This window comes from Stieleria mannarensis, from assembly GCF_014154935.1.
Taxonomy (GTDB): domain Bacteria; phylum Planctomycetota; class Planctomycetia; order Pirellulales; family Pirellulaceae; genus Stieleria; species Stieleria mannarensis.
Genome location: NZ_JACEHH010000015.1, coordinates 80,048 through 101,302, shown reverse-complemented (window position 1 = coordinate 101,302; position 21,255 = coordinate 80,048). Strand labels below are relative to the sequence as shown.

Below are 21,255 nucleotides of genomic sequence, written 5' to 3'. Positions count from 1 at the left end.
CGACCTACACCGACACCCGCAATCGAATCACCCCGAATGGAATCGAACGATTTGCCGAAACGATTGGCTCCACGAGCCGTCATCAACGTTCCGATGACGCGCGGAGTGGCGGCGCGGTTGACGGTGCTCGCCGGCATCCTGCTGATCAGCGCATCACCAGCGGCGGCGCAGTACAACCCGTACGGAACCGGCGCCGCCGCGGGAACCTACACGCCCACGCAACAGGCGTATGCGACACAGCAACCGGGCTACGCGGGTACCCAACAAGCTTACGCGGGTACCCAACAAGCTTACGCGGGTACCCAACAAGCTTACGCGGGTACCCAACAAGCTTACGCGGGTACCCAACAAGCTTACGCGGGTACCCAACAAGCTTACGCGGGGGCGCCACAAGTCGCACCGCCGCAAGCCACCGCCACCGGGCAACCTGTCCAACAGACCTCGTTTCCGCCGACTCAATTCGGACCGCGACAACGAACGCTGATGCCCGGCCAATCGGTGCCCGGCAGCGGCACGGCGTTTCCGCCGATCGGCACCGACCCGGTGTACACGCCCAACGTTCGGGTCGCGGACTTGATCGTCAACGGTTTCCCCGCGCGGACCGGACGGATCATGTTCGGCGGTGCGGTCAACAGTGACGCGGGCGTCACGGGGCAGATCACGATCGACGAACGCAACTTTGACATCATGCGTTGGCCGCGGTCATTCCGAGACCTATTCGGCGGGACGGCGTTTCGCGGTGCGGGACAAACGTTTCGCTTGGAAGCGGCACCGGGCAGCGACTTCGATCGCTACAGTCTGCAGTTCGCCGACCCGAACCTGTTCGGTTACCTGCCGATCAGTTTTTCCGCCAGCGGCTTTCTGTACGACCGCCGCTACGACGATTGGGACGAAAACCGTCTCGGCGGCCGGCTTTCACTCGGCTACCGAATCACGCCCGACCTGTCGCTGGCGGTCGGAATCAGCGGCCAAAATGTCGACCTGAGCAACATTCGTGCACTCAACACCGGCATCCTGTCCCCCGGCGATGCGGCCGAGTATCAAGAATTGACCGATGCCCAAGGCGACAACGAACTGTACAGCGGCAGCATCACGTTGACGCACAACACCCGCGACAGCCCGATTCAGCCCAGCCAGGGACACTACTTTCAATTTCAATTCGAGGAGACGTTCGGCGATTACGACTACTCGCGAATCGAGCTGGAGTACCGCAAGTACTGGTTGCTGGCATCGCGAGCCGACGGAAGTGGGAAACAAACATTTTCTTACAGCACGCAAATCGGGTTCAGCGGCAACGACACGCCGATCTTTGAAAACTTCTTCGCCGGCGGTTATGCGACGCTGCGAGGCTTTGATTTTCGCGGTGCAGGCCCCGTGGTGGGCGGTACGGGCGGAAATCCCTTCATTGGCGTCGGTGGTGAATTCCAATTCCTCAATTCCGTCGAGTACATGTTTCCGATCACGGCCGACGATGCCTTCCGTGGGGTCGCATTTTGTGACTTTGGTACCGTCGAAAGCAGTGTTAAACTGGATTCCGACTCGTTTCGTGTCGCTCCCGGTTTGGGATTGCGTGTCGCGATCCCGGCGCTCGGGCCGGCCCCGCTCGCGTTCGACTTCGCCTACCCGGTCAACAAGTCAGACTTTGATAACGAGCGTGTGTTCAGCTTTTACATGAGTATGATTCGCTAACCTTGCCACCACTTTCTCAACCATCCGCCGCCTCGGGGTCTTGGAGCGACCAGATCCAAGCGAGGTTTCGATGCGTCCTGTCCGACGACTTGGTGCGATGGTTCGACAACGAAATCTGGCGTTTCGCAGACGGCAGCGGCGGGAATCGATTCGCATCGGCGATCGCGCCCGCCGAGCTGATCGACGACGCCCCGTCGGCGATCTGGCCGGCGCTGATGCCCTGCGATTTTCTGCCGATCCTGACCAACACGATGGGCGACTGGCTGTGCATCCGCATGGCCGCCGACAATACCGCGGCGCAGGTCGTTCACTGGTATCACGGCGGTGGCGACTGGATCCCGTGGGGAGACTCGTTGGCCGAAGCGATTTATTTCGACCACGTCCGGCACCGGCTTCCCGGCAGCGGCCGCGACCACGCGATCTCCGCGGGCTCTGCGGTCGATGACGACGATGGGGCCTGCGAGCAACTGAACCGCTGGGCGCTTGGCCGATTGGAACACCGCTCGGTGCGCGAGCTTGAACCACTGCGTGGGGCCGAGTTGGCCGACGAAATGGTCCGTCGCGGCATCTGCCAGCCCGCGGTGCTGTGCCAATTGGTGATCGACGCGCTTGAGAATCCGTTCCTAAGCGACGACGCCGTTCGAGCCTTGAAGGTCGACGATGCCGAACAAGTCCAACGGGCGTTGTTTGACAATCGACTGATGGACCGGCAATGGATCGATCAGTTGTTCACGTCCGACGTCTCGCACCAACAAGTCCTGGATCAACAAAACTGGGACGCTGTCGCCCAGCATTGTCGTCGCGCGATCCAGATCGCACCGGATTTGGGATGGGGCTGGGATTTGCTGGGGTACAGTCAGGAACGATCCGGGAATCTCGCCGCGGCGATCGAGCATTACCGTCGCGGTCTAGAGTGCTCCATTTTCACCGACCAGACCGTGCGTGTGCGGACTCACGGGTTTAGCGGCGAAGGCCAAAAATTCGCCGCCGCGCGACTGATGAAGCTTGGCTACCAGCCGACCGATCCGATCGAAAAGAATTATTTCCAACGGCTAGGCATCGCGTGTGCCAGCGAACGACGCGATCAAATCCGTGAGCATTTTGCATCGCTCGCCCGACAGGCCGCACCGGCGAAAGCCCATGAGCTGTGGGTCCGCGCGGGGTGGGACATGGGCGCCGAACCGATGCTCGCCTTCGCCGAATTGCTCGAACAGATCGCGATCAGCGCCGACGCGGCCGGAAGGGCCGCCCAAGGCGAACTGGCTCGAACGCACCGCAATTGCTTCCGCGACCGCTACGGGATCTGAAGTGGCGATATTCTCTCCCTCGGGGAGAGACGGCGTTTGCGCAGCAAGCAAACGCCAGAGAGGGTTCGCGGGGCAAGTGTCGCTTGCCGAGAACCGACCCTCCCCTCGCTGCGCTCGACCCTCCCTGCCAGGGAGGGTGAAGTCTTAACTCAGCGTCTGTCGTGCGATCAAACGCCGTCCAGCCCCCCTGACGCCGTTTCTCCTATAATGGCGCCCCGATCGTCGCTCCATCCGGCCTGTCACTCTCGTCCCGGCATTCCGCGTGGTTTGCGATCCCGCCATTTCCGCTCTCAAAACTTAGCGACTCACCATGAAGCGTCCCCTTCCTTTGCTGTTCGCACTGCCACTGTTCCTGCTGGCAATCCCTCAACACCTCCACGCGGAAACCTGGACGGACAACACCGGACAATTCCAAATCGATGCCGAATACGTGGGTGTTGAGGGCCGGTCGGTCGTGTTGAGGCTGGCCGACGGTTCGACCAAAAAGGTGCCGATTGACCGATTGAGCGACGCCAGTCGCAATCGAGCCAAGGAGTTGTACGAGGCGGCGAAACAAAACCCGGCGGCGGCCAAGCCGGCGATGAACGCGACGCCAAGTGCGACGCCCCGATCCTCGTCGGCCGCCAAGCAACACGACTTCGCACCCGCCGTCCCATCCGTCCCGCCGATGCCGGCGTTTCCCGAAAACGGATCGCTGCAGCAGACCGTTGATTTCGTTGTCCAGCAGGTCCTGGCCGGACACCCCGAAGTCATCTGGTACGCGTTGCCCGCCGATGTTCGCCGTGAAGTCGATAGTGCCGAAGTCCGCACGGCAATGCGTCCGAGTATCGAAATGCAGGTGCAGGCTCAAAAACCGATCGAGGACGTGGCCAACAAGGTCTGTGAAATCCTGATCCGCAAGAAACCGTTCATTCTCAACACGCCGATGTTGAAGATGGCGCCGCCGCAAGTGATGCAGATGGTCCAGCCGCTTTATGATCCGGCCACTGGCTTGATTTACGAACTGGTGCAGTGTGCCTTTCATTCACAGATGGCGGTCGACCAATCGGTCACCGCTTACGTCGATCACTACGGCCCTCGGATCGGCGGCCACCTGCACGCATTGGTCCAATCCGCCCCGCCCGGGATGATCGAACAATTCACCAGCAAGATCGTTGTTGATCAAATCGATGATTCCAGTGGAACGATCACCGTACCCAAACAGGACGGCGGCACGACCGTCGTTGAGCTGGTCGCCTACAACGGACGTTGGGTGCCGAAGGAGTTCGTGGCAAAGTGGAAAGAGAAGGGCGGCACGATGGCCGAAGGGTTGGCTGAAGAATTCGAGAACAATCAGGAGGCACTTCAAGCCTCACAACAACAGATGGCCCAGGCGACCGGAATGATCTCGGCGATGGCCAATCAGTTCCTCCAGCCCATGCTCGACGCGACGAATCAACAAGAGTTCGACGCCGCGCTGACGCAAGCCGTGATGACCGCCACCATGATGCAAAATCAAGCCGCCCCCGGCCTGGGCCCCGCCCCCGGAGCCCGCAACCCGGCATTCGGGCAGTAGCAACCGTTTCCGAATATGAAGTGCGACTCACCCGCCGCCGACTGCGGGGCCGCGGATCGTGCGCCTCATGGGACCAAGAGGGCCTCTCTGTCGTCTTCGTCCTCTCTGTTCGATCGAACAATCCTTGCACTTCGTTGGCGAACCGACTACAAAATAGACGTAACGCCTATTTTGACAGTCCTCCTTTGATCCCCCGATCCGGAGCGTGACGATGTCGCCGAGAATCCAAACGCTGCTGTTGCTCGCCATGATCCTGACCATCGCGCCGGTGGCCGGGCAAGTGGCGGGCCAGGACGACGTGCCGACGTCGGATCAACGGGAACGTTGGGCCGAGGTGTACCGCGAAGAAGCCGCCGCGTACGAGATGATTCGCCGCGGTGACGACGCGGAGGTGTTGCAGCTGGTCCCAACGCCCATCCTGACCTTCACCAACCCGGTTCGTGTCCGCGACACTCATGGGGCGGCGTTCGTCTGGACCAGCGACGGGCGGCCGGAGGTGGTCGGTGCGATTTGGTCGGTCGTCTCACCGGACGATTCGACGCGGCGGCGATTGTCGCATGAGTTCCATTCGTTGTCCCTGGCCCCGATTCACTCCCAGCACGAACGGCGTCAAAGCCCGCGCGGGATCGTCCCGGACTGGATCACCGAGCAACCGGGGATCCGTCCGGCAAAGATTCCCGGCGGCCCACCACCGGCACCCTCGGTGAACCTGCGATTGACGCAGATGCGTCGGTTGGCCAGAGATTTTCAGGCGATCATTCCGTCGGGGTTGCCCGATGGTCAAGGATCGCTGCGATTGCTCGCTCAACCGCTTTATCGCTACCAGAGCCAGCGACACCAGGTCATCGATGGGGCGGTGTTTGCGTTTGTGATGGGGACCGACCCCGAATTGATCCTGTTGATCGAAGCGGTCGAGTCGACCGAGGGGCCGCAGTGGCGTTTCGCGGCGGCACAATTGAGCAATTTACCGCTCCAGCTCGATTACAAGGGCAGCCGGGTCTGGGAGTGTGACCGCGCCGTGCCGTACGTGGGAGATCAACCGCACTTCATGTATTGGGGTGTCTCGTCGCGCGAGCGCGTGATTCAATAAGAGGCGGTCGGGGCGTTTGTGCGGCCCGTGAAGGTCCGCGGCCGAAGACTTCAATGCGTGCTACTTTCCGGGCCGGCTCCGTCGTTCGTCGCCGACGACGATCGCGGTGCCGTTTTGGATCGAATTGGGTGCGACCAGGTAAAACGGCTGGTCGGTGACGATCTCGCGTCCGTCGTTGAGGAACAACCGCATCCGGACACACCAACGCAGTCGGATCAGCCGGCCGTGATAACTGAGCGGCGTGGCCGGCAGCAGACAGACCAAGGGATGCTTGTCGGCCAGCCCGAACCGCCGGATCTGCTCTGCTTCGTAGCGCTGGAAATGATGCACGTGCAGATCCGTGTCGCCCTTGCCTTCGGTGTACCACAGTACCGAGACCTCGATCGCATTGAGCGCATCCAGGGTGACCCGCGAGACGCGCCACGTCGCGGTCAGTTCCCGTCCACCTTCGTAGATGCCGTCCTCGCGGCACAATGAAACACTCACCGCGGGTTGCGTTTCGGAGGCAAGCCGGGTGGGTGAACGACGACGGGATAGCTTCGGCAGAACGATGGCCACGGACGGGCTTCTCCAGAGACAATCACTTTCCACCTGACGGCATTGTGCGAGGCGACAAAGGAATGCATCACATTGGATGGAAGGTCTAAAGTGAATTGTTGTTCCCAAGGTGCCTGCGGGTCAACTCGTACATCGCGTTCGGCACACAATTCTTGCGTGAAAACTTCGTAACGCTCCACTCGGACATCCGTCCCCTGACGGTACACCGTTTCTTCCTCGCAGGCGACGCGCACGTGCAGTCGACGCAGTCGCAAACGCCCCGATTGGGACACAAACAGGCGATATTTGCAGCCTGGGTAGAGTGGGTGGTCGCTGATTTCAACGATCGTCGGCCCGATCCCCGCCGAGCGACGCAGTTGAGCCAAGAAGTAGCGAAACGACCAGTAACCGATCCCGCCGAACGGAATCAGCAGCCCCGTCAAAATATAACGCGGGCTGGAATGCCAAAATCCGAGCACCACGACGGCCAGCAAGACGAACCAAACCGCGTTCCAGAGCAACGCCAACAGCGCCGGCCCGACCAAGTCGTTGCCCGACGTCGTCTCGGCCGCCAATCGGTACGTCAGCCGCTCGCCCGGACTGTCGGTGAGCGCGTTGCCGCGCGGTACCGATGGCATCTTTTCGATGTCAGTGGACGAGGGGACGATGATCTCGATCGACGAAGCCCGTTTGGCCAGTGCCGAGCGCCGCTCGTTGCTGGCCCCCACACGCACCAAGCGGTAAATCAAACCGCCAGCCCCCGAACCGATCGCGGCAAACCCCAGAATGCCAAAAATCCAGCTCGCCAGTCCGCCGCCCTCAAGCTCCGGCGGCGTGACATCCTCGGGCTGGATTTTCGTCAGCTCTTTGAGTGTTTCCAGCTGGTCCCAGGACGACAGCTGGCTGATCACCACCAACGACACGACAAACACGCCGACCAAGAAAACGCCGCTGTAAAACGCGGTTTCCCAAAGCAGGCTGCGGAGCTCCGTGCCGATGAAACGCTTTCCCCGTTTCTTGCTCCAGGGTCGAAGAAAGCGCGCCATATCAGCGGGGTTGCTGTGGTCGACGACTCGGGCGATAGAATCCCAATTCTTCCAACGCCGCATACACCTCGCCGAGTGTCTTTTCGCCGAAATTACTGATCGACAGCAACCGCTTGGGCGTCGCGCCCAACAGGTCACGGACCGTCAAAATTCCGGTTTCTTCCAGACAGTTCGTCGTGCGAACCGAAAGGCCCATCTCAGCAATACTCAAATCCAAACGCTCTTTACGCAGACGAGCTTCCTCGTCGGCACGGCTTAGCGGAATTCTGGTGCTCATTCCAAACTCCTTTTGGTCGGGCAAATGAAGGGTGGCAAGATTTGCCGAGAGCGTAAGCGATGATCCGCCAGTTGGCAAAGAGTTGTGATCGAAAATTCACCGTTTTGCGGGAATCACTCGCGCAGCGTGGCAACCACTAAATGCTAGCATCTGGTCGGCGCGGAAGTCGCCACGGCTTTCAGCGCGATGTAGCGGAAGTCGCCAAGACTTTCGGCACGGGCGAGATCAGAACGAAACGCTTGGCGCGTTCCGCTACGGGCAACTGGCGGCAGAACGAAACGCTTGGCGCGTTCCGCTACGGGCAACTGGCGGCAGAACGAAACGCTTGGCGCGTTCCGCTACAGGCAACTGGCGGCAGAACGAAACGCTTGGCGCGTTCCGCTACAGGCAACTGGCGGCAGAACGAAACGCTTGGCGCGTTCCGCTACGGGGAGGCCATTTGACCGCACAACACCTACGCGGCCACCAACTCTCGGCTAAGTCCGGCGTATTGAACCCACTCGGTGATCTCCTCCAGATCCGGCAACTGTCCGCCGCGGAGGATTCGCTGGCCTTCGTTGCTGCGGGCGATCGGGTCGATCAACTCCAGCAGGTCGCCGGGGTCATATTCGGCGACTTCTTCGGGCGTCGTGATGTCGGCGGCGACCAACAGTTGTGCATCGTGTCCACGCAGCATGGGGATCCGGCACACCAGGATCGCTTGATTTTGCCAGGCCGTGATCACGTCGGCGTCGATCCGGCGGCGATTCAACCGCTCGGCCAACTCCGCCGCGTCGGCACAAATTAAATCGTCGACGGTCAGGATGTCGACCGCTTCCAGCCGCTCGGCCATCCGCGACCCGATCGACGGTGCATCCACGACCGGGCTTTCACGCTGGAGGTAAAAGCGAAGCTCCAGTTCATCGGCTTCGGTCCGCTGCGATCGCGATTCGCGTCGGCTTTGACGCTGCGAACGTGTTTCATCGCCAGATCCGGTTGCGGCCGAATCATGTCGCCGTTCCGATCGACGTCGCTGACCCGATGACCTTTCCGATGCAGCCCGAGGTCCGCTACGGCGTGAGCGCTGGGGCGCGTCGTCACGCCGGCGGCTCGAGCGCCGTCCGCGGTCCGACTCAATGTCGCTTGCCGAATCCTCGTTGGCTGCCCGCATGCCGTTACCGACGCCATTGCCACCAGAGCGACCAGCCAGGTTTCCCCGACGCTCGGATCGGCCGGCCGAACGTCGCGTGGATCGGTTTCGATTGGAACTGGCTCGGACCACTTGGCCGTGATCATCGACGAATTCGTATTCGTAACGATCGTTATCCAATTTTTCCTCGATCGCTTTCCCGTCGCGGTGTTGGCGGACGACGCGACCGTTGACCGTTTGCCGGTCCGCCATCACACCGAGCGGATTGTCATCGGTGTTCACGTTGGCTGCCGCAATCCAGCTGGTGATACGCGAAAGTTCGTAGCTTGTCCCGCTGAGCAGGATCCGCTGTCCGCGTTCGGTCGCCAGAAAGGCCTCGACACGATCGAGCAGATCGACCGGATCGATCGACGACAGGTGGCCGGCGTCGGCGATTCCACATCCGACCAGCACCCGCGCGTCAAACCCACGCAGCTGGGGAACGTGGCAAACCAGACGGCTTTCCGCCTGCCAGCGCCGAATCGTTGCCGCCGTCACGCCGGCAAGCCCCAGCGAATCGGCCAGCCGATTGGGGTCCTGGTTCATCAAGTGGTTGATGTGAGTGACTTGCAGTCGGCGGAGACGTGCCGCGGCGACCGCATCGATCGAGGGTGCTTGATCGATCGGACTGTCGACGGTCAGGAAAAACGGCGACGCCGCAGGTCGCTGACCCGATTGCATTTTGGAACCGTCTTTCGCCGGTCGGGGACCGCGGTCATTCGCGGCCGGCATCGAATGTGTCGCCGGCGCGGTGGTGTACGAATCGGCAAAGTAATAGCCGTCGTGCCAGTGCCCCGAGTCGGTCCCCGATTCGATGAAGGGCGGGCGCGCCGCAGCGGGAAATCCGGCAGCGGATTCGGGACCGGCACCGTATGCCGCTGCATGCACTGCATGCGCTGGGTGAGAGGCAGCGTAGGTCGCCACATCGGCGTAAGGCGAGATCCCGTAGGCCTCCTGCCAGATCGTGTCCAGGTTGCGATTGATATCGGCCAGCGATGCACCGATCGGCAACTGATCGAAATACTGGTCGTGATAGCGATCGACAAAGGCGTCGCTATGGGGCAGTGGGTCGGATGCATCCGGCGGCAGGTGCGACGTGGCGTGCGGCCCGGTGTAGCCTTCCGGCGAAAAATGTGGACTCCACAGCGGGCGGTGTTGGTGTTGAACCCGTTGCCCATGAATTGTGAACACTTGGCCTCCGTGGCGTCCCACTTGATCTGCGAACGCCGAATCGCTGGCCAGCAAAATGGCTTGCCGACCGTTTTTGGTGAAGTCGTCCAGGGCCGCCAGTACGGCAAGGTTGATCGGCTGGGACGCGTCGATGCCGTGGTCGCCCATCGGTTCTGGCACCAATTCGCGTGGCAATTCACGCACCAATTCGCGCACCAATTCGCGCACCAATTCGCGGTGCAGTTCGATCACCAGCGGGATCGCCCGACCGGTTCGGGCCAGCAGATCGGATGCGGCCATGCGAAGTGCCAACGCCGCCAACGCGCGGTCGACGGCGGGGCAGGCCGCTTCGTCGCGGCCATCGATTTTGGCAAATCCGAGGTGCGACGCGGCGGCGACTTGATCAGGAGCGGTGGTGAAATCGGCGTTGCTCCAATCCAATCGCGCCAGTCGGCCGCCGGAAAGTCGCACCAGCCACTGACTCGCCTCGTCGGCCAGTGGTGACCCGGAACGGGCCGCGGCATGGGGCACGCCGAGTGTCTTGATCAATTCGGCACGTCGACGTTTCAGCCATTGCACGCGCGGCGATTCGGTCGCCACCGGCACCGCAGGTTGCTCCAACATTCGTAGTTCCGCCAGCGTGGCGTCGATCACCGCTTGCAGCCGGACCGGATCGGCCCCGAGACCGCCGAGCGGAAGTTCACCCAGGTCGGGTGATCCGAGCACGGGATCCAGCGCGGTGCCGACGTTCGGGGCGGCGTCGAATTGGTGCACCGTCTGACGCCGCAACTGTGCCGCACGGGCCAGACATCGATCCAGTTGCGCGGTGACTTGCTCCAATTCTCGGCTGCGTGCGAGCGATTCGCCGTCAAGGTGGTTGATGTACCAGGCCGACCAGGTTTGCCGGTGGTAGGTGTCATCCAACCAAGACGGATAACGCACCAATTCGGCCAGCTGGCGGTTGCGAACCAAACCTTCGCGATAGGCCAGCAACCGCTCGATCGTCGCGATCACCCACTGCTCGCTGCGTCGCAAGTCGTACACGTCGTGTTCTCGGCGCATTGCAATCGCCCGTTCTGCGGCACGGGTTTGTTCGACGTGTGCGGCAAACCGGAATCCTTGGCGGCGAACATTTTGCAGGTCTTCGCGAATCGCACGCAAGGATTGCACCAAGGATCCGCCGCCGCGATAGGCCAGATCGCTCGGCAGGTCGCGATACCAAGCCGAGGCGGGCGAATGCGGTTGATCGTAGCGTGCGGCCAGCCAATCGACTTGTCGCACGATTGCTTCGATACGCAGGTCGATCTCGTCCGGCCAACGCGTCGCGCGGCCGTCGGCGGCAAACGCGCCCCATAACGGCATCATCGACGGATCGGCGGCATGGTGGTCCAGCGTCGACAGAAAGTGATGCATGCGCTGGCGACGCAGCACGTGCTCGGACATCGGCAACGTGCCCGGTTCGGCGTACGCTCGGCTAAAATCCCCGCGGAGTGCATCCGAAGTGATGACCTCGCGCAAACCCGACAGCTCGGTCATCACGCGTCGCCAACGCGTGATTTGGGCGTCGACATCGATCAGCTTGCGACGCAGTTGGGCATCCATTTCAAACGCCGTGGCCGGCGTGACCGCCGCAGCGCCGGCCAGATCGGCGTGGGCATGGCGGGCATAGGGCGATGCGGTGATCGGCGCGGTGTAGCGGCCCCGATTGCGATCGGATTGCAGGTGCGCAAGCCAGCGAGAAAGCTCGCTGTGGCGGACACGCAGCTGCCAGATTTGATCGTGAAGCTCGGCCAATTCGCCCTCGACCGGCCAGCCGGTGGCAGTCGGCTGTGTCGAACGCAGTTGTGCGGTTCGCAGCTGTTCCAGCCGCGACTGCAGGTAGCGGCGGCGGGCCGCGATCGATTCTTGTTCACGCGGATCGACGAATCCGGAGGCGTTCCCCGAGCCGTCGGTGGACAGTTCCAGCGAGGCCAATTCCGTTTCGATCCGTGCCAATTCGTCGCGCATCGCCCGCCGCGACGTCTGTCGGTCGGCGGTTTCGGCTGGCGAGAGTCCGCTGACGGCCGATCGGCCGACCGGCAAACCGGCGAACAGGGCCGGGTCGCCGAGTCCGCTGCGCAGACACGCGCTGATGACGCGTGAAACACTGGTCACGGCGGTGTCGGTCAGGATGCCGTCGACGATCGACTCGGGAATCCGAATCGATTCCAGGGCACGCGTCGCATCGGTCGAGTCGGCGATCCCGTTGATCCAGCTGCCGTGCAGCCAATCGAATCGGTGTGCCGATTCGCCGCGGGATTCGAATTCGATCGTGCGGCGTCCGCTGGAGGTCCCGTCGTGCTCGCGGCGGCAGTGGATTTTTCCGTTGCGATCGGCCCAGACCACGCGGCCGGCCGAAGAACTCATCATGCCCAGCGGGTATTCGCGACGAATCAACGAGTCGCGAACGAACCGGACGATCGCGGTTTTCCCAGACCCCTCGGGGGCGCAAATCACGTTCAACGATTCTGAAAACGGCCCCAGCTCGACACGAGTCAGGGGGCCGTGGGTGTCGATATCGATCCGGTCCAACAACATGGTCGGGCTCCTCCTTGGCCACAGCAACAATACAGTTTCAGTTGCCCGATCGACGTCCAAATCTCATTTCGGCGATTGCGGGGATCAAGCAGCTGGGATGCGGGATCGGGGAACTTTAGTGAAAGTCGTGTTTCACGAAAAGAGGAATCTGCCGCGGGCTTGGGTTGACGCGGATACCGGAAAAATCGTAGTCCCGAGGGCGTGAAACGACGTTTCGCCTTGGCCGCCAGCGCCGCCCCGAATCGTTTGTGGAGCTCAATCGGGTAATCCGTAGTGGACGACGCGAGGAGTCCTCGCAGCTGGCAATCCGAATCCGCCATTTTTTGCCCCATGCCGCGAATGTCCACTTTGCGACCAATTCGAATTCCTGGCCCGCATCGCCGAAGTCGCCATCGGAAGTCCTGCCGACGTCATTTTCATCTGGCAATCCCGCTGATTTTCGCCCTCGCGATCCTGCCGGTCGGATGCGCGTCGTGGTCCAGCTGGTCGGGACATGACGATTCCCGTTCGTCGGACCGTGGCGGCCCCGCGCTGCCGCTGAAGAAAATCACCCGTACGATCGAGCTGGAAACCCGTTTCGTTCAGATCCGCTTCGATCCGGCCGATCCCGACCAGCTGCAATCGATGTGGCAATGGGTCGACGAGACCGTGTTGTCACCGGAGACCCGAACGGTGCTTCGCCACAACGGTCTGCGGATCGGCAAGGCGGCCCAGCCGGAGCGTCTGGTCGGCAAACTGGACGCGTTGCAATCGGCCCAGCCGCCCGACGTCGTGGCCGATTTCCTGAGCTCGGTGGCGGTTTCCAGCCATCAATCCGAAGGCACCAAGACGATCCCGATGCGATTGGGAAAACGCTATGAATTGCCAGTGCGGCTGCCGGTCCAGGGCGACCAAGTGGTCATCGTCCATGATGATCCCCAGCCGATCGGCCGGACCCTGCGCGACCCCCAGTTCTTGCTGGCCGTGAGGCCCCAGTCCGGCGGGGCGGCCTCGCAAATCCGTCTGCGGGTGCGTCCGGAGATCCAGCACGGGGACATGCGACAGGATTGGGTCCAAGGCGACGCGGCGTTGCGGATCGATGTCCGCCGTCAATCCTGGTCGCTCGATTCGATGGAATTCGAGCTTTCCGGCGGCGAAGGCGACCTGTTTGTCGTCTCCGAAACCACCGACCGAAAGGGGCTTGGCAGGGAGATGTTCGGGGGCAAAAACGTCGATCAAATGGAGCAACAAACCGTGTTGCTGATCCGGATCGCCAACGTCCCCACCCCGGCCGAAAAGCTGTGACGCTCCGGCTACGAGAAATCGGGTCCATCCGATATCATCGGCAGCACTGCACTCCTTTCTATCTCCGTGCGTTGACCCATGAAAACCGACGAACTCCGCGAAAAATATCTCGAATTCTTTGAAACCAAGGGCTGCGTCCGGAAGCCCAGCGACGTCTTGGTCCCCACCTGGGACCCCTCGGTCCTGTTCACGCCGGCCGGGATGAACCAGTTCAAGGATCACTTTTTGGGCAAGGTGAAACTCGATTTCACCCGCGCGACGACCTGCCAAAAATGCCTCCGCACCGGCGACATCGACAACGTCGGACGCACCGCCTTTCACCACACCTTTTTCGAAATGCTGGGGAATTTCTCCTTCGGCGACTACTTCAAAAAGGAAGCCATCGCGTGGGCCTGGGAGTTCCTGACGGCCAAAAAGTGGCTGGCGATCGACCCCGCCAAGCTGTCCGTGACGGTCTACAAGGACGACGACGAAGCCTACGGGATTTGGAAGGAATCGATCGGGTTGCCCGATGACCGCATCGTCCGCATGGACGAAGACGAAAATTTTTGGCCCGCCTCGGCTCCCAGCGAAGGCCCCGACGGGGTCTGCGGCCCGTGCAGCGAAATCTATTATCACCTGGACGACGGCAGCGACGTCGAAATCTGGAACCTGGTGTTCACCCAGTTCAATCGCGTCGGCGATCCGCCGGACAACCTGAAACCCCTGCCCAGCCAAAACATCGACACCGGCATGGGCCTGGAACGAACCGCCAGCGTGTTGCAAGGCGTTTCGACCAACTTCCATATCGATTCGCTGCGGCCGATCGTCGATGCCGCGGCCGATGTCGTCGGCGTGCACTATGACGCCGACAGCGACAACGGACGACGGCTGCGTCGGATCACCGACCACGCCCGCGCCTGTGCGTTTTCGATCCACGAAAACGTCTACCCGGGACGCGACAAGGCAAAGTATGTCGTCCGCCGACTGATCCGTCGCGCCGTGCTGGACGGTTACCAAATGGATCTCCGCGAACCGTTCTTGCACAAACTGGTTCCCGCGGTCGCCGAGGCCAGCCATGCGGCCTATCCCGAACTGGGCGAAACCATCGCGCGGGTCAGCGAAGTCATCGAGTCCGAGGAGAAAGCGTTCTTCGGGACCATCGACGGGGGGATGAAACGCATCGGACAACTGTTCGAGGAAATGAACGAAGAGGACGCGGTGATGGTCCCCGGCAAAGAAGCCGCGGAATTGAACACCACCTACGGCGTCCCGCCGGAACTGTTGCAGACCCTTGCGGCCGAAAAGAATTTCACCTTCGATTGGCCGGGCTATCGCGACGCGATGCACGAACACGCGATCGCCAGCGGTGCCGGCCAAGTCGAATTGTTCCAAACCGGGCCGCTGGAAACGCTCAAAGAAGCACTGCGGGAAACCCCGTTCGTCGGTTACGACACCACCGAAGCGACCGCGACGGTCAAAGGCATCATCACCGGCGACGGTAAAGACAAAGATGATGAAGGACAATTGCTCAGCCACATCGGCCGCCCCGGCGACGCCGAGTTCCGCCTGGTGCTCAGCGAGTCGCCGTTTTATGGCGAATCCGGCGGCCAGATCGGCGACACCGGCGTGATCGAGTCGGATGATTTTAAGTTCGTCGTCCACGACACGCAAAAACACGGCGGGTTGATCGTCCACCACGGCAAGCTGGCCAAGGGTGAAATCAAAGAAGGCGCAACCTGCACGGCGACCGTCGATTCCGAGCGCCGCGGCGCGCTGGCTCGCGCCCACTCCGCAACCCACATCCTGCACCACGCCTTGCACACCAACATCGGCGACCACGCCCAACAACAGGGCAGCAAGGTCGAAGAGGATCGGCTGCGGTTCGATTTCACCAACCAAAAACCGATCCCCGACGACGTGCTGGTCAAGATCGAAAGCGACGTGATGACGCGGATCGGTGAGAACGCCGCGGTCTCCTGGCAAATCGTGCCGCTGGCCGAAGCCCGCAAGGCCGGCGCGATGATGCTGTTCGGGGAAAAGTACCCCGACCCGGTGCGGATGGTTTCCATCGGCGATTACAGCAAGGAACTGTGCGCCGGCACCCACGTCGCCAATTCCGGCAGCGTCGAAACATTCGAATTGATGGCCGAAGAAAGCGTCTCGGCCGGCACCCGACGGATCGTCGCGTTGACCGGAAGCCGCGCCCTGGAGCATCGTCAGCAAACGCAGACATTGCTCAGCGAGATCGCCGAGCGACTCGGCACCGATGCCGCCCATGCCGGCGGCGCGGTCGAGCAATTGGCCGGTGAAATCAGGCAACTGAAAAAAGAACTCACCAGCGGCAAACCCACCGAGCATGCCGAAACGTTCGCGGTCGCCAAAGACTGCGCCGCCGGCGACGTCAGCGACTATCCGGCGGTGCGGGCCAGCGTTCGCGAAATCACGCGTCGGTTGAACGTGTCGCAGGAAGAAGTGCTGGGGCGAATCGATGCCATGTTGGCCGATCGCGCCGGCTTGATCACACAGCTGAAACAAGCGACCGCCGGCGGAAAGATCACCGCGGACGACTTGATCGGCAAGGGCGAAAAGGTCGGCGAGGACTTGATCGTCGTCGCCGAAGTCCCCGGGGCCAACCCGAACGTGATGCGTGGCTGGATCGATCAAATCCGCAAGAAGTCTGCCGGCGGTTCGGCCGTGTTGCTGGGAACCGTTCAAGGCGACAAGGTCGTGCTGGTCGGAGGGCTCAGCCACACGCTGGTCGACAAGGGCTTGAAAGCCGGCCAGTGGGTCGGAGCGGCCGCCAAGATGGTCGGCGGTGGCGGCGGCGGTCGACCCGACATGGCCCAAGCCGGCGGTAAAGACCCCAGCAAACTGCCCGAGGCGCTCGACGCCGCCAAGACCGCGATGCGAGAGCAGCTGGGCGCGTGATCCGAGGCCGCGAAAAGCGAGCAGGAATGAATGGCACGGGCTTAAGCCGTCTCGGCCTCGCGGGCGGGAAACCTACTCCAGCGATTCCAAGAATTTCGGCACTTCGATCGACGCCTTGCCCCGAATGGTCAAGTCGAATCGATCGCTTTGGGGCGTGTGATCGAGATTGATTTCCACCCGTCGGCAATGCGGATCGGTGGCGGCGACGATGCCGGCCGCAGGGTAAACGACGGCCGAGGTGCCGATGGCCAGGAACAAGTCGCAGTCTTCGGCGAAGGCGGCGATGCGTTCCAGTCCCAGCGGCATTTCACCGAACCAGACGACGTGGGGCCGCAGCGTGCCGACCAAGTCGGGCTCTGTCGGATGAGGCGTTTGGACACTCAAATCGCCGCGCCAATCGAACAGATCACCCGTCAGCATGCAGCGCGCTTTGAGCAACTCTCCGTGCATCGGCAACACGTTTCGGCTGCCGGCACGCTGATGCAGGTCATCGATGTTCTGAGTCACCAGCAAGAATTCGCCGTCATGACGTTTTTCGAATTCCGCCAACGCGACGTGCGCCGCGTTGGGTTGAACCGATTCGTTCTGCAAAGCCTTGCGTCGGGCGTTGTAGAACTGGTGGACCAGATCCGGGTTTCGCGCAAACGCCTGCGGCGTCGCGACGTCTTCGAACCGATGGCCTTCCCACAACCCGTCCTCACCGCGAAACGTGGGGATCCCGGATTCGGCGGAGATCCCGGCACCGGTGAGGACCAGAACTTTCATCGTGGCAGTTTCCTTGCGTGACAGGTTGCTTGCCTGACCGGGCCGTCAAACGCCGGCCAGGCGATCGGCCATGACGGGATCGTCTGCGGCCACCCGCATCGGATCGGCGCCGATCGTTCCGACCAAGCTGTCCAGGTAGGTCGATGATTCGGCTTGGGCCAGTCGCTCTTTGGCGTACGCCAAGCGTTCATCCAGATCCAGATTGATGCTGGGGCGGTCACCGTCCAGGCTTTCGATGGCCCCTTCGATTCGGTCGATGCAATCGGTCCAGTGTTGGATGTCGCGTTGTTGTTGTTCAACCAGGCGACGTCGATACCAGTCGCTTTGCAGCATGTTTTCCAACGTGAACAGGTTCCGGACCTCCGGATCGTCGATCGTTTTCCCCTCGTATTTGCCGGTGGCCAAGATGCTGACGATCGCGCGGAGCGGCGGGCATGCCAGTTCATACCCACCGTCTTCCATGTACACCTTGGCGACCCTGGCTTGGGCTTCGGCGATGTGCAGGATTCCGTCGGCGAACGAATCGGGATCTTGAAGCTCCGGTTTCAGGATGTCTTCGGTAAACACCTTGCTGGGGTTGTCGAACACGCGCGCCATGTAGGTGCGGACGAATCGTTTGGTGATTCGATAACCGAGCCGGCTGGCGGGAATGTCCACGCCGTTGTGGGTGAAGTCTTCGACCGGTTCCAGCATCCCGTTGTCGATCATGTGCTGCGGGGACCGCTCTTCGGGGGTCAACCGGCACCAGACTTCGGGAACCAGCAACGAGATGTCGTGTCCGACTTCGAAACGCGGTCCGATGTGTCCGGCCGCGGTGCTGAATCCCCCCAGCCCGGTCAGGATCATCGACACGATCATGTTGTTCATGTCGGTCGACGGCATCAGTGCGTTGAAGGGGCCCTTGGTCAGCGCGCCTTCGCTGCCGGCACCGGTGGTGCTGGGGCTTTTGCCGGTCAAGGAACAGAGGTAATCCATCACCAGCTCGGGCAGCTCTTGATAATGCAGCGGCGAGTAAACGGCCAACGATCGGATCCGTTTTTCCGGCTCCGGCGGATTGTTTCGTCGTCCGCCCAGGACCGCTCCGACCGGAATGTGAATCGGTTCGTCCGGTCCCAGGCCCCGGTTGAACTGAATGCCGCGTCGGGCCACATAGGTATCGCGGGCGAACACCATGTCGGGGCGGTCTTGCAAGTAGCGAGGGTTCTTCGTCTGTTTGCCGTCGACCAGTCGCGGGTTGGAGGTGCTGACGACATAGCTGTCATCTTGCTCATAGGCTTTCTTGAGCAGATCGGCCATCGGTCCGGTGAACTTGTCGAACTCGATCGCGTCACGCACGATCTCGCCGACTTCGCTGTGGGTCAGCGGCTGGAAATTGCTGATGAAGTTGGCCGGGCGAGACAAATCCCATTCGGTTTGTTTGTCCAATCCGCGGTGGATGGCATCGTCCGGGCGTTGGAACAAGCGGTACTCGCAGTTTTCGATGAACTTGTAACTGGTCGCCGGCACGACACTGTCACCGAGGTTTTCGATCATGCGAGCCGGGACGACGGTGCTGGCGCTGATGTCGTCTTCACGCTGCACCTTTGCCGCCGGCAGGAAATCCTGGCGCACCTTGAAGGTTCGCCAACGTTTCTCGTCCAATCCCACACGAAGGTAGGTTCCCACCAGGGCTCGATCGCCGATCTTCAGTTCGTGGCCCGGGGATCCGTTGACGATGTCCACGCCGAATCGGTCTTTCCAATTGTCCGCTTCGCCTTCCTTGGTGAACCGTTTGATGATCAACGCCATCGAATAAACACGCTCGGGGATGTCCCGGAGCCACTGATTGTACTGGTCGTTGTAATCCGGCGACGGGGTCAGCAGTTTGATCACGCTGCCCAGACTACGTGCCGAACTCAACACGCTGCGGCTCGGTCGATCGGTATAGTCGGTCCGCCCGGTGTAGCTGTCCGACCAGCGGTTGGAATAATCTTTTCCGAAGATCTCGTCCAGTTTCGCAAAGTCATCGTCGCGGTCGCCGACGAAGATCGGCCCGTACAGCATGTAGTCTCGCAAACTCTTGCTGATCTCGCTTTTACCGCCACCACTGACGGTGCAGGGTTTGTGGCAGAAAACGCCTTCGCCGACCGTCCCGACCAACCGCCACGAAGGCGCGTTGGGGTGCTTTTCCAGCCGGATCTTGTAACCGCTCGGCGCGATGTAGATCTGGTCGGGCGACAAGGGAATGCGGTGCTCCTGGTCGTCACGCGTCCATTTGATGCACCGCTCTTCCAACGTGACCTTGGCGTTTTCGGGAATGTAGATGATCGAATCGTCATTGCGATCGACGCCGTAGCCCTCGGGTTTGGCGTCGACAAACTCGGCATAGTCACGGGCGACGTCATCAAACGTCCGCCCGTTGTGACGCTGGCTATCGATTTGGAATTCTTCACCCAGCGAATACGACGCGAATGCGAGTGCACCGCCGGCGTGCTCTTCCTCCGATCGCCCCATCAGGTTGCAGGCATAGCTGATTTGGGTTTTGACCTCTTTCTTGCAATACCCGTAGTAGTTGTCCGCGATCAGCGTGACGACCACGCCACGACGGTCGCGGCAAGTCAACTTGAACGCCGTGCCGTTGTTGTAGCATTCCGATTCGTCGCTCCAGCACATGCCGTCGCGGCGCTGACGTTCCGATGCGCTGCTTTCGTGGGGCAGGCCGAGTTCCTTTTTGGTGATCTTGGTCAGGTGCGGCGCCAGGATCACGCAACCGGTGTGTCCGGTCCACGATTTCACGTCCAGCCCGGCGTCGTTTTCGGGAATCAGCGGGTCGCCACCGTTGCCGAAAATCGATTCGACAAAGTCAAGGTTGCTGACCAGACTGGCCGGCGCAAAGAACCGTGTCTCCATCGTCAACGCGTTGGTGAACCCGGGGACGGCCGGGCAGACCAGCGGACGCATCAACAGCGAGACCCAGGTGTGGGCCGGATGTTTCAGCTGGCTGGTGTAGGGCAGCAGCGTCAGATCCTCCGGCGGTGACATCGCCGCACGGAACAATTTGACAAACACGCCTTTGGGCACCGCTCGCTTGTCACCGGGGATCGGCAACCCGCCTTGGACGACATGAAATGTCCCCGCCGTCGTGCGGCGATCGGCACGCGGGTTGTTCAGCACCCCGTTGGTGCAGCGATACGAGCTGACCAAGTCTGTTTCGAACGAGTCACCGTTGATCGGCAAACTCAATTTGCGCGCCATCCCATGACGATCCAACGTCAGCGTACGCGAGGGCAAATGCAGCTGGCCGCCCCGAAGTTCGTCGGCAAAGTAACCGTTGAGAAATGATTCAATGCGCGTGTCGACGGGAACACGATGCGATGCCAACAGACGCGACTTCTCACGGATGCTTTCCAAAATCCCGCTCGAGAACTTGGTCATCGCATTGCCGAGTTCATCGTCCACGCGGAGCAACCCGGCCGCCGCCAGTTGCAAGACCAAGTACGTGCGCAGATTGTCGCGCTCGGCCGGGTCGGTCGCGATCGACTTGTCCCAACCAACGGCACGTTGCAATTGATCAACGTCATGAAACAGAGAGAGATTTTCACGAAGAAGAGACATAAAAATCTGGGTGGTTGGAGACATTACGGAGACACAACACCGCAAGCGTAGCTTATGCGTAACTGCTCACTTTCGGTGTCAGCGACACGAACCGACCGCGCCTGTACATCCTTAGCCTGGGTTTGACAAGCTGCACGTCAATGCCCGTGCTTCCTAGCGTTGCCGAACCGACCGTTGTGCCGCTATGATGGCGTGATAATCGCCTCGCGCCCACGGGGGTGCAGCCTCCACCCGCCTGGAAGCTGTTCACAAGATGTGTCGGAACTCGGATGGCGTGCGGACGGAA

12 protein-coding genes are annotated in these 21,255 nt (G+C 61.4%); 6 read left to right on the top strand and 6 right to left on the bottom strand.

Annotated features, from left to right (window positions below; translation table 11 throughout):
* The first annotated feature begins 36 nt into the window (after window positions 1–36).
* From H1B37_RS12290 to H1B37_RS12275, 4 genes are all read left to right on the top strand, one after another.
* Window positions 37–1,689 (top strand): BamA/TamA family outer membrane protein, encoded by a 1,653-nt coding sequence (locus tag H1B37_RS12290; RefSeq protein WP_182866953.1) that lies wholly within the window; start codon window positions 37–39, stop codon window positions 1,687–1,689.
* A gap of 2 nt (window positions 1,690–1,691) precedes the next feature.
* Window positions 1,692–2,996 (top strand): SMI1/KNR4 family protein, encoded by a 1,305-nt coding sequence (locus tag H1B37_RS12285; protein ID WP_182866952.1) that lies wholly within the window; start codon window positions 1,692–1,694, stop codon window positions 2,994–2,996.
* 310 nt (window positions 2,997–3,306) lie between these two features.
* Complete coding sequence (locus H1B37_RS12280; protein WP_182866951.1) at window positions 3,307–4,551, top strand: SHD1 domain-containing protein; 1,245 nt, start codon at window positions 3,307–3,309, stop codon at window positions 4,549–4,551.
* Window positions 4,552–4,762: 211 nt separating this feature from the next.
* Window positions 4,763–5,641 (top strand): hypothetical protein, encoded by an 879-nt coding sequence (locus H1B37_RS12275; RefSeq protein WP_182866950.1) that lies wholly within the window; start codon window positions 4,763–4,765, stop codon window positions 5,639–5,641.
* Between the two features lie 60 nt (window positions 5,642–5,701).
* Here H1B37_RS12275 and H1B37_RS12270 read toward each other — a convergent pair whose 3' ends face one another.
* From H1B37_RS12270 to H1B37_RS12255, 4 genes are all read right to left on the bottom strand, one after another.
* Window positions 5,702–6,127 (bottom strand): hypothetical protein, encoded by a 426-nt coding sequence (locus H1B37_RS12270; protein WP_182866949.1) that lies wholly within the window; start codon window positions 6,125–6,127, stop codon window positions 5,702–5,704.
* Window positions 6,124–7,224 (bottom strand): hypothetical protein, encoded by a 1,101-nt coding sequence (locus H1B37_RS12265; RefSeq protein ID WP_182866948.1) that lies wholly within the window; start codon window positions 7,222–7,224, stop codon window positions 6,124–6,126. The genes H1B37_RS12270 and H1B37_RS12265 overlap by 4 nt, the downstream gene beginning before the upstream one ends.
* Window position 7,225: 1 nt before the next feature.
* The gene (locus tag H1B37_RS12260) at window positions 7,226–7,501 is read right to left on the bottom strand and encodes a DNA-directed RNA polymerase subunit alpha C-terminal domain-containing protein (protein ID WP_147867038.1); all 276 of its coding nucleotides are present in this window, start codon (window positions 7,499–7,501) and stop codon (window positions 7,226–7,228) included.
* A 454-nt stretch (window positions 7,502–7,955) separates the two neighbouring features.
* Entirely contained in the window at window positions 7,956–12,416 is a 4,461-nt protein-coding gene (locus H1B37_RS12255; RefSeq protein ID WP_182866947.1) for a DUF4332 domain-containing protein, read from the bottom strand.
* Between the two features lie 339 nt (window positions 12,417–12,755).
* Here H1B37_RS12255 and H1B37_RS12250 point away from each other — a divergent pair, with 339 nt between their 5' ends.
* A complete protein-coding gene (locus H1B37_RS12250; protein ID WP_182866946.1) occupies window positions 12,756–13,700 on the top strand; it encodes a hypothetical protein in 945 nt (314 codons plus the stop codon).
* A 78-nt stretch (window positions 13,701–13,778) separates the two neighbouring features.
* A complete protein-coding gene (gene alaS, locus H1B37_RS12245) occupies window positions 13,779–16,610 on the top strand; it encodes an alanine--tRNA ligase (protein WP_182866945.1) in 2,832 nt (943 codons plus the stop codon).
* Between the two features lie 72 nt (window positions 16,611–16,682).
* Here the strand turns inward: alaS and H1B37_RS12240 are convergent, their stop codons facing one another.
* Window positions 16,683–17,375, bottom strand: coding sequence for an NAD-dependent deacylase (locus tag H1B37_RS12240; RefSeq protein ID WP_182866944.1), 693 nt, complete (start codon window positions 17,373–17,375; stop codon window positions 16,683–16,685).
* 45 nt (window positions 17,376–17,420) lie between these two features.
* Window positions 17,421–20,969 carry a PPi-type phosphoenolpyruvate carboxykinase family protein gene (locus H1B37_RS12235; protein ID WP_182866943.1) on the bottom strand — a complete coding sequence of 1,183 codons (3,549 nt, stop codon included), beginning with the start codon at window positions 20,967–20,969 and terminating at the stop codon, window positions 17,421–17,423.
* Window positions 20,970–21,255: the final 286 nt, after the last annotated feature.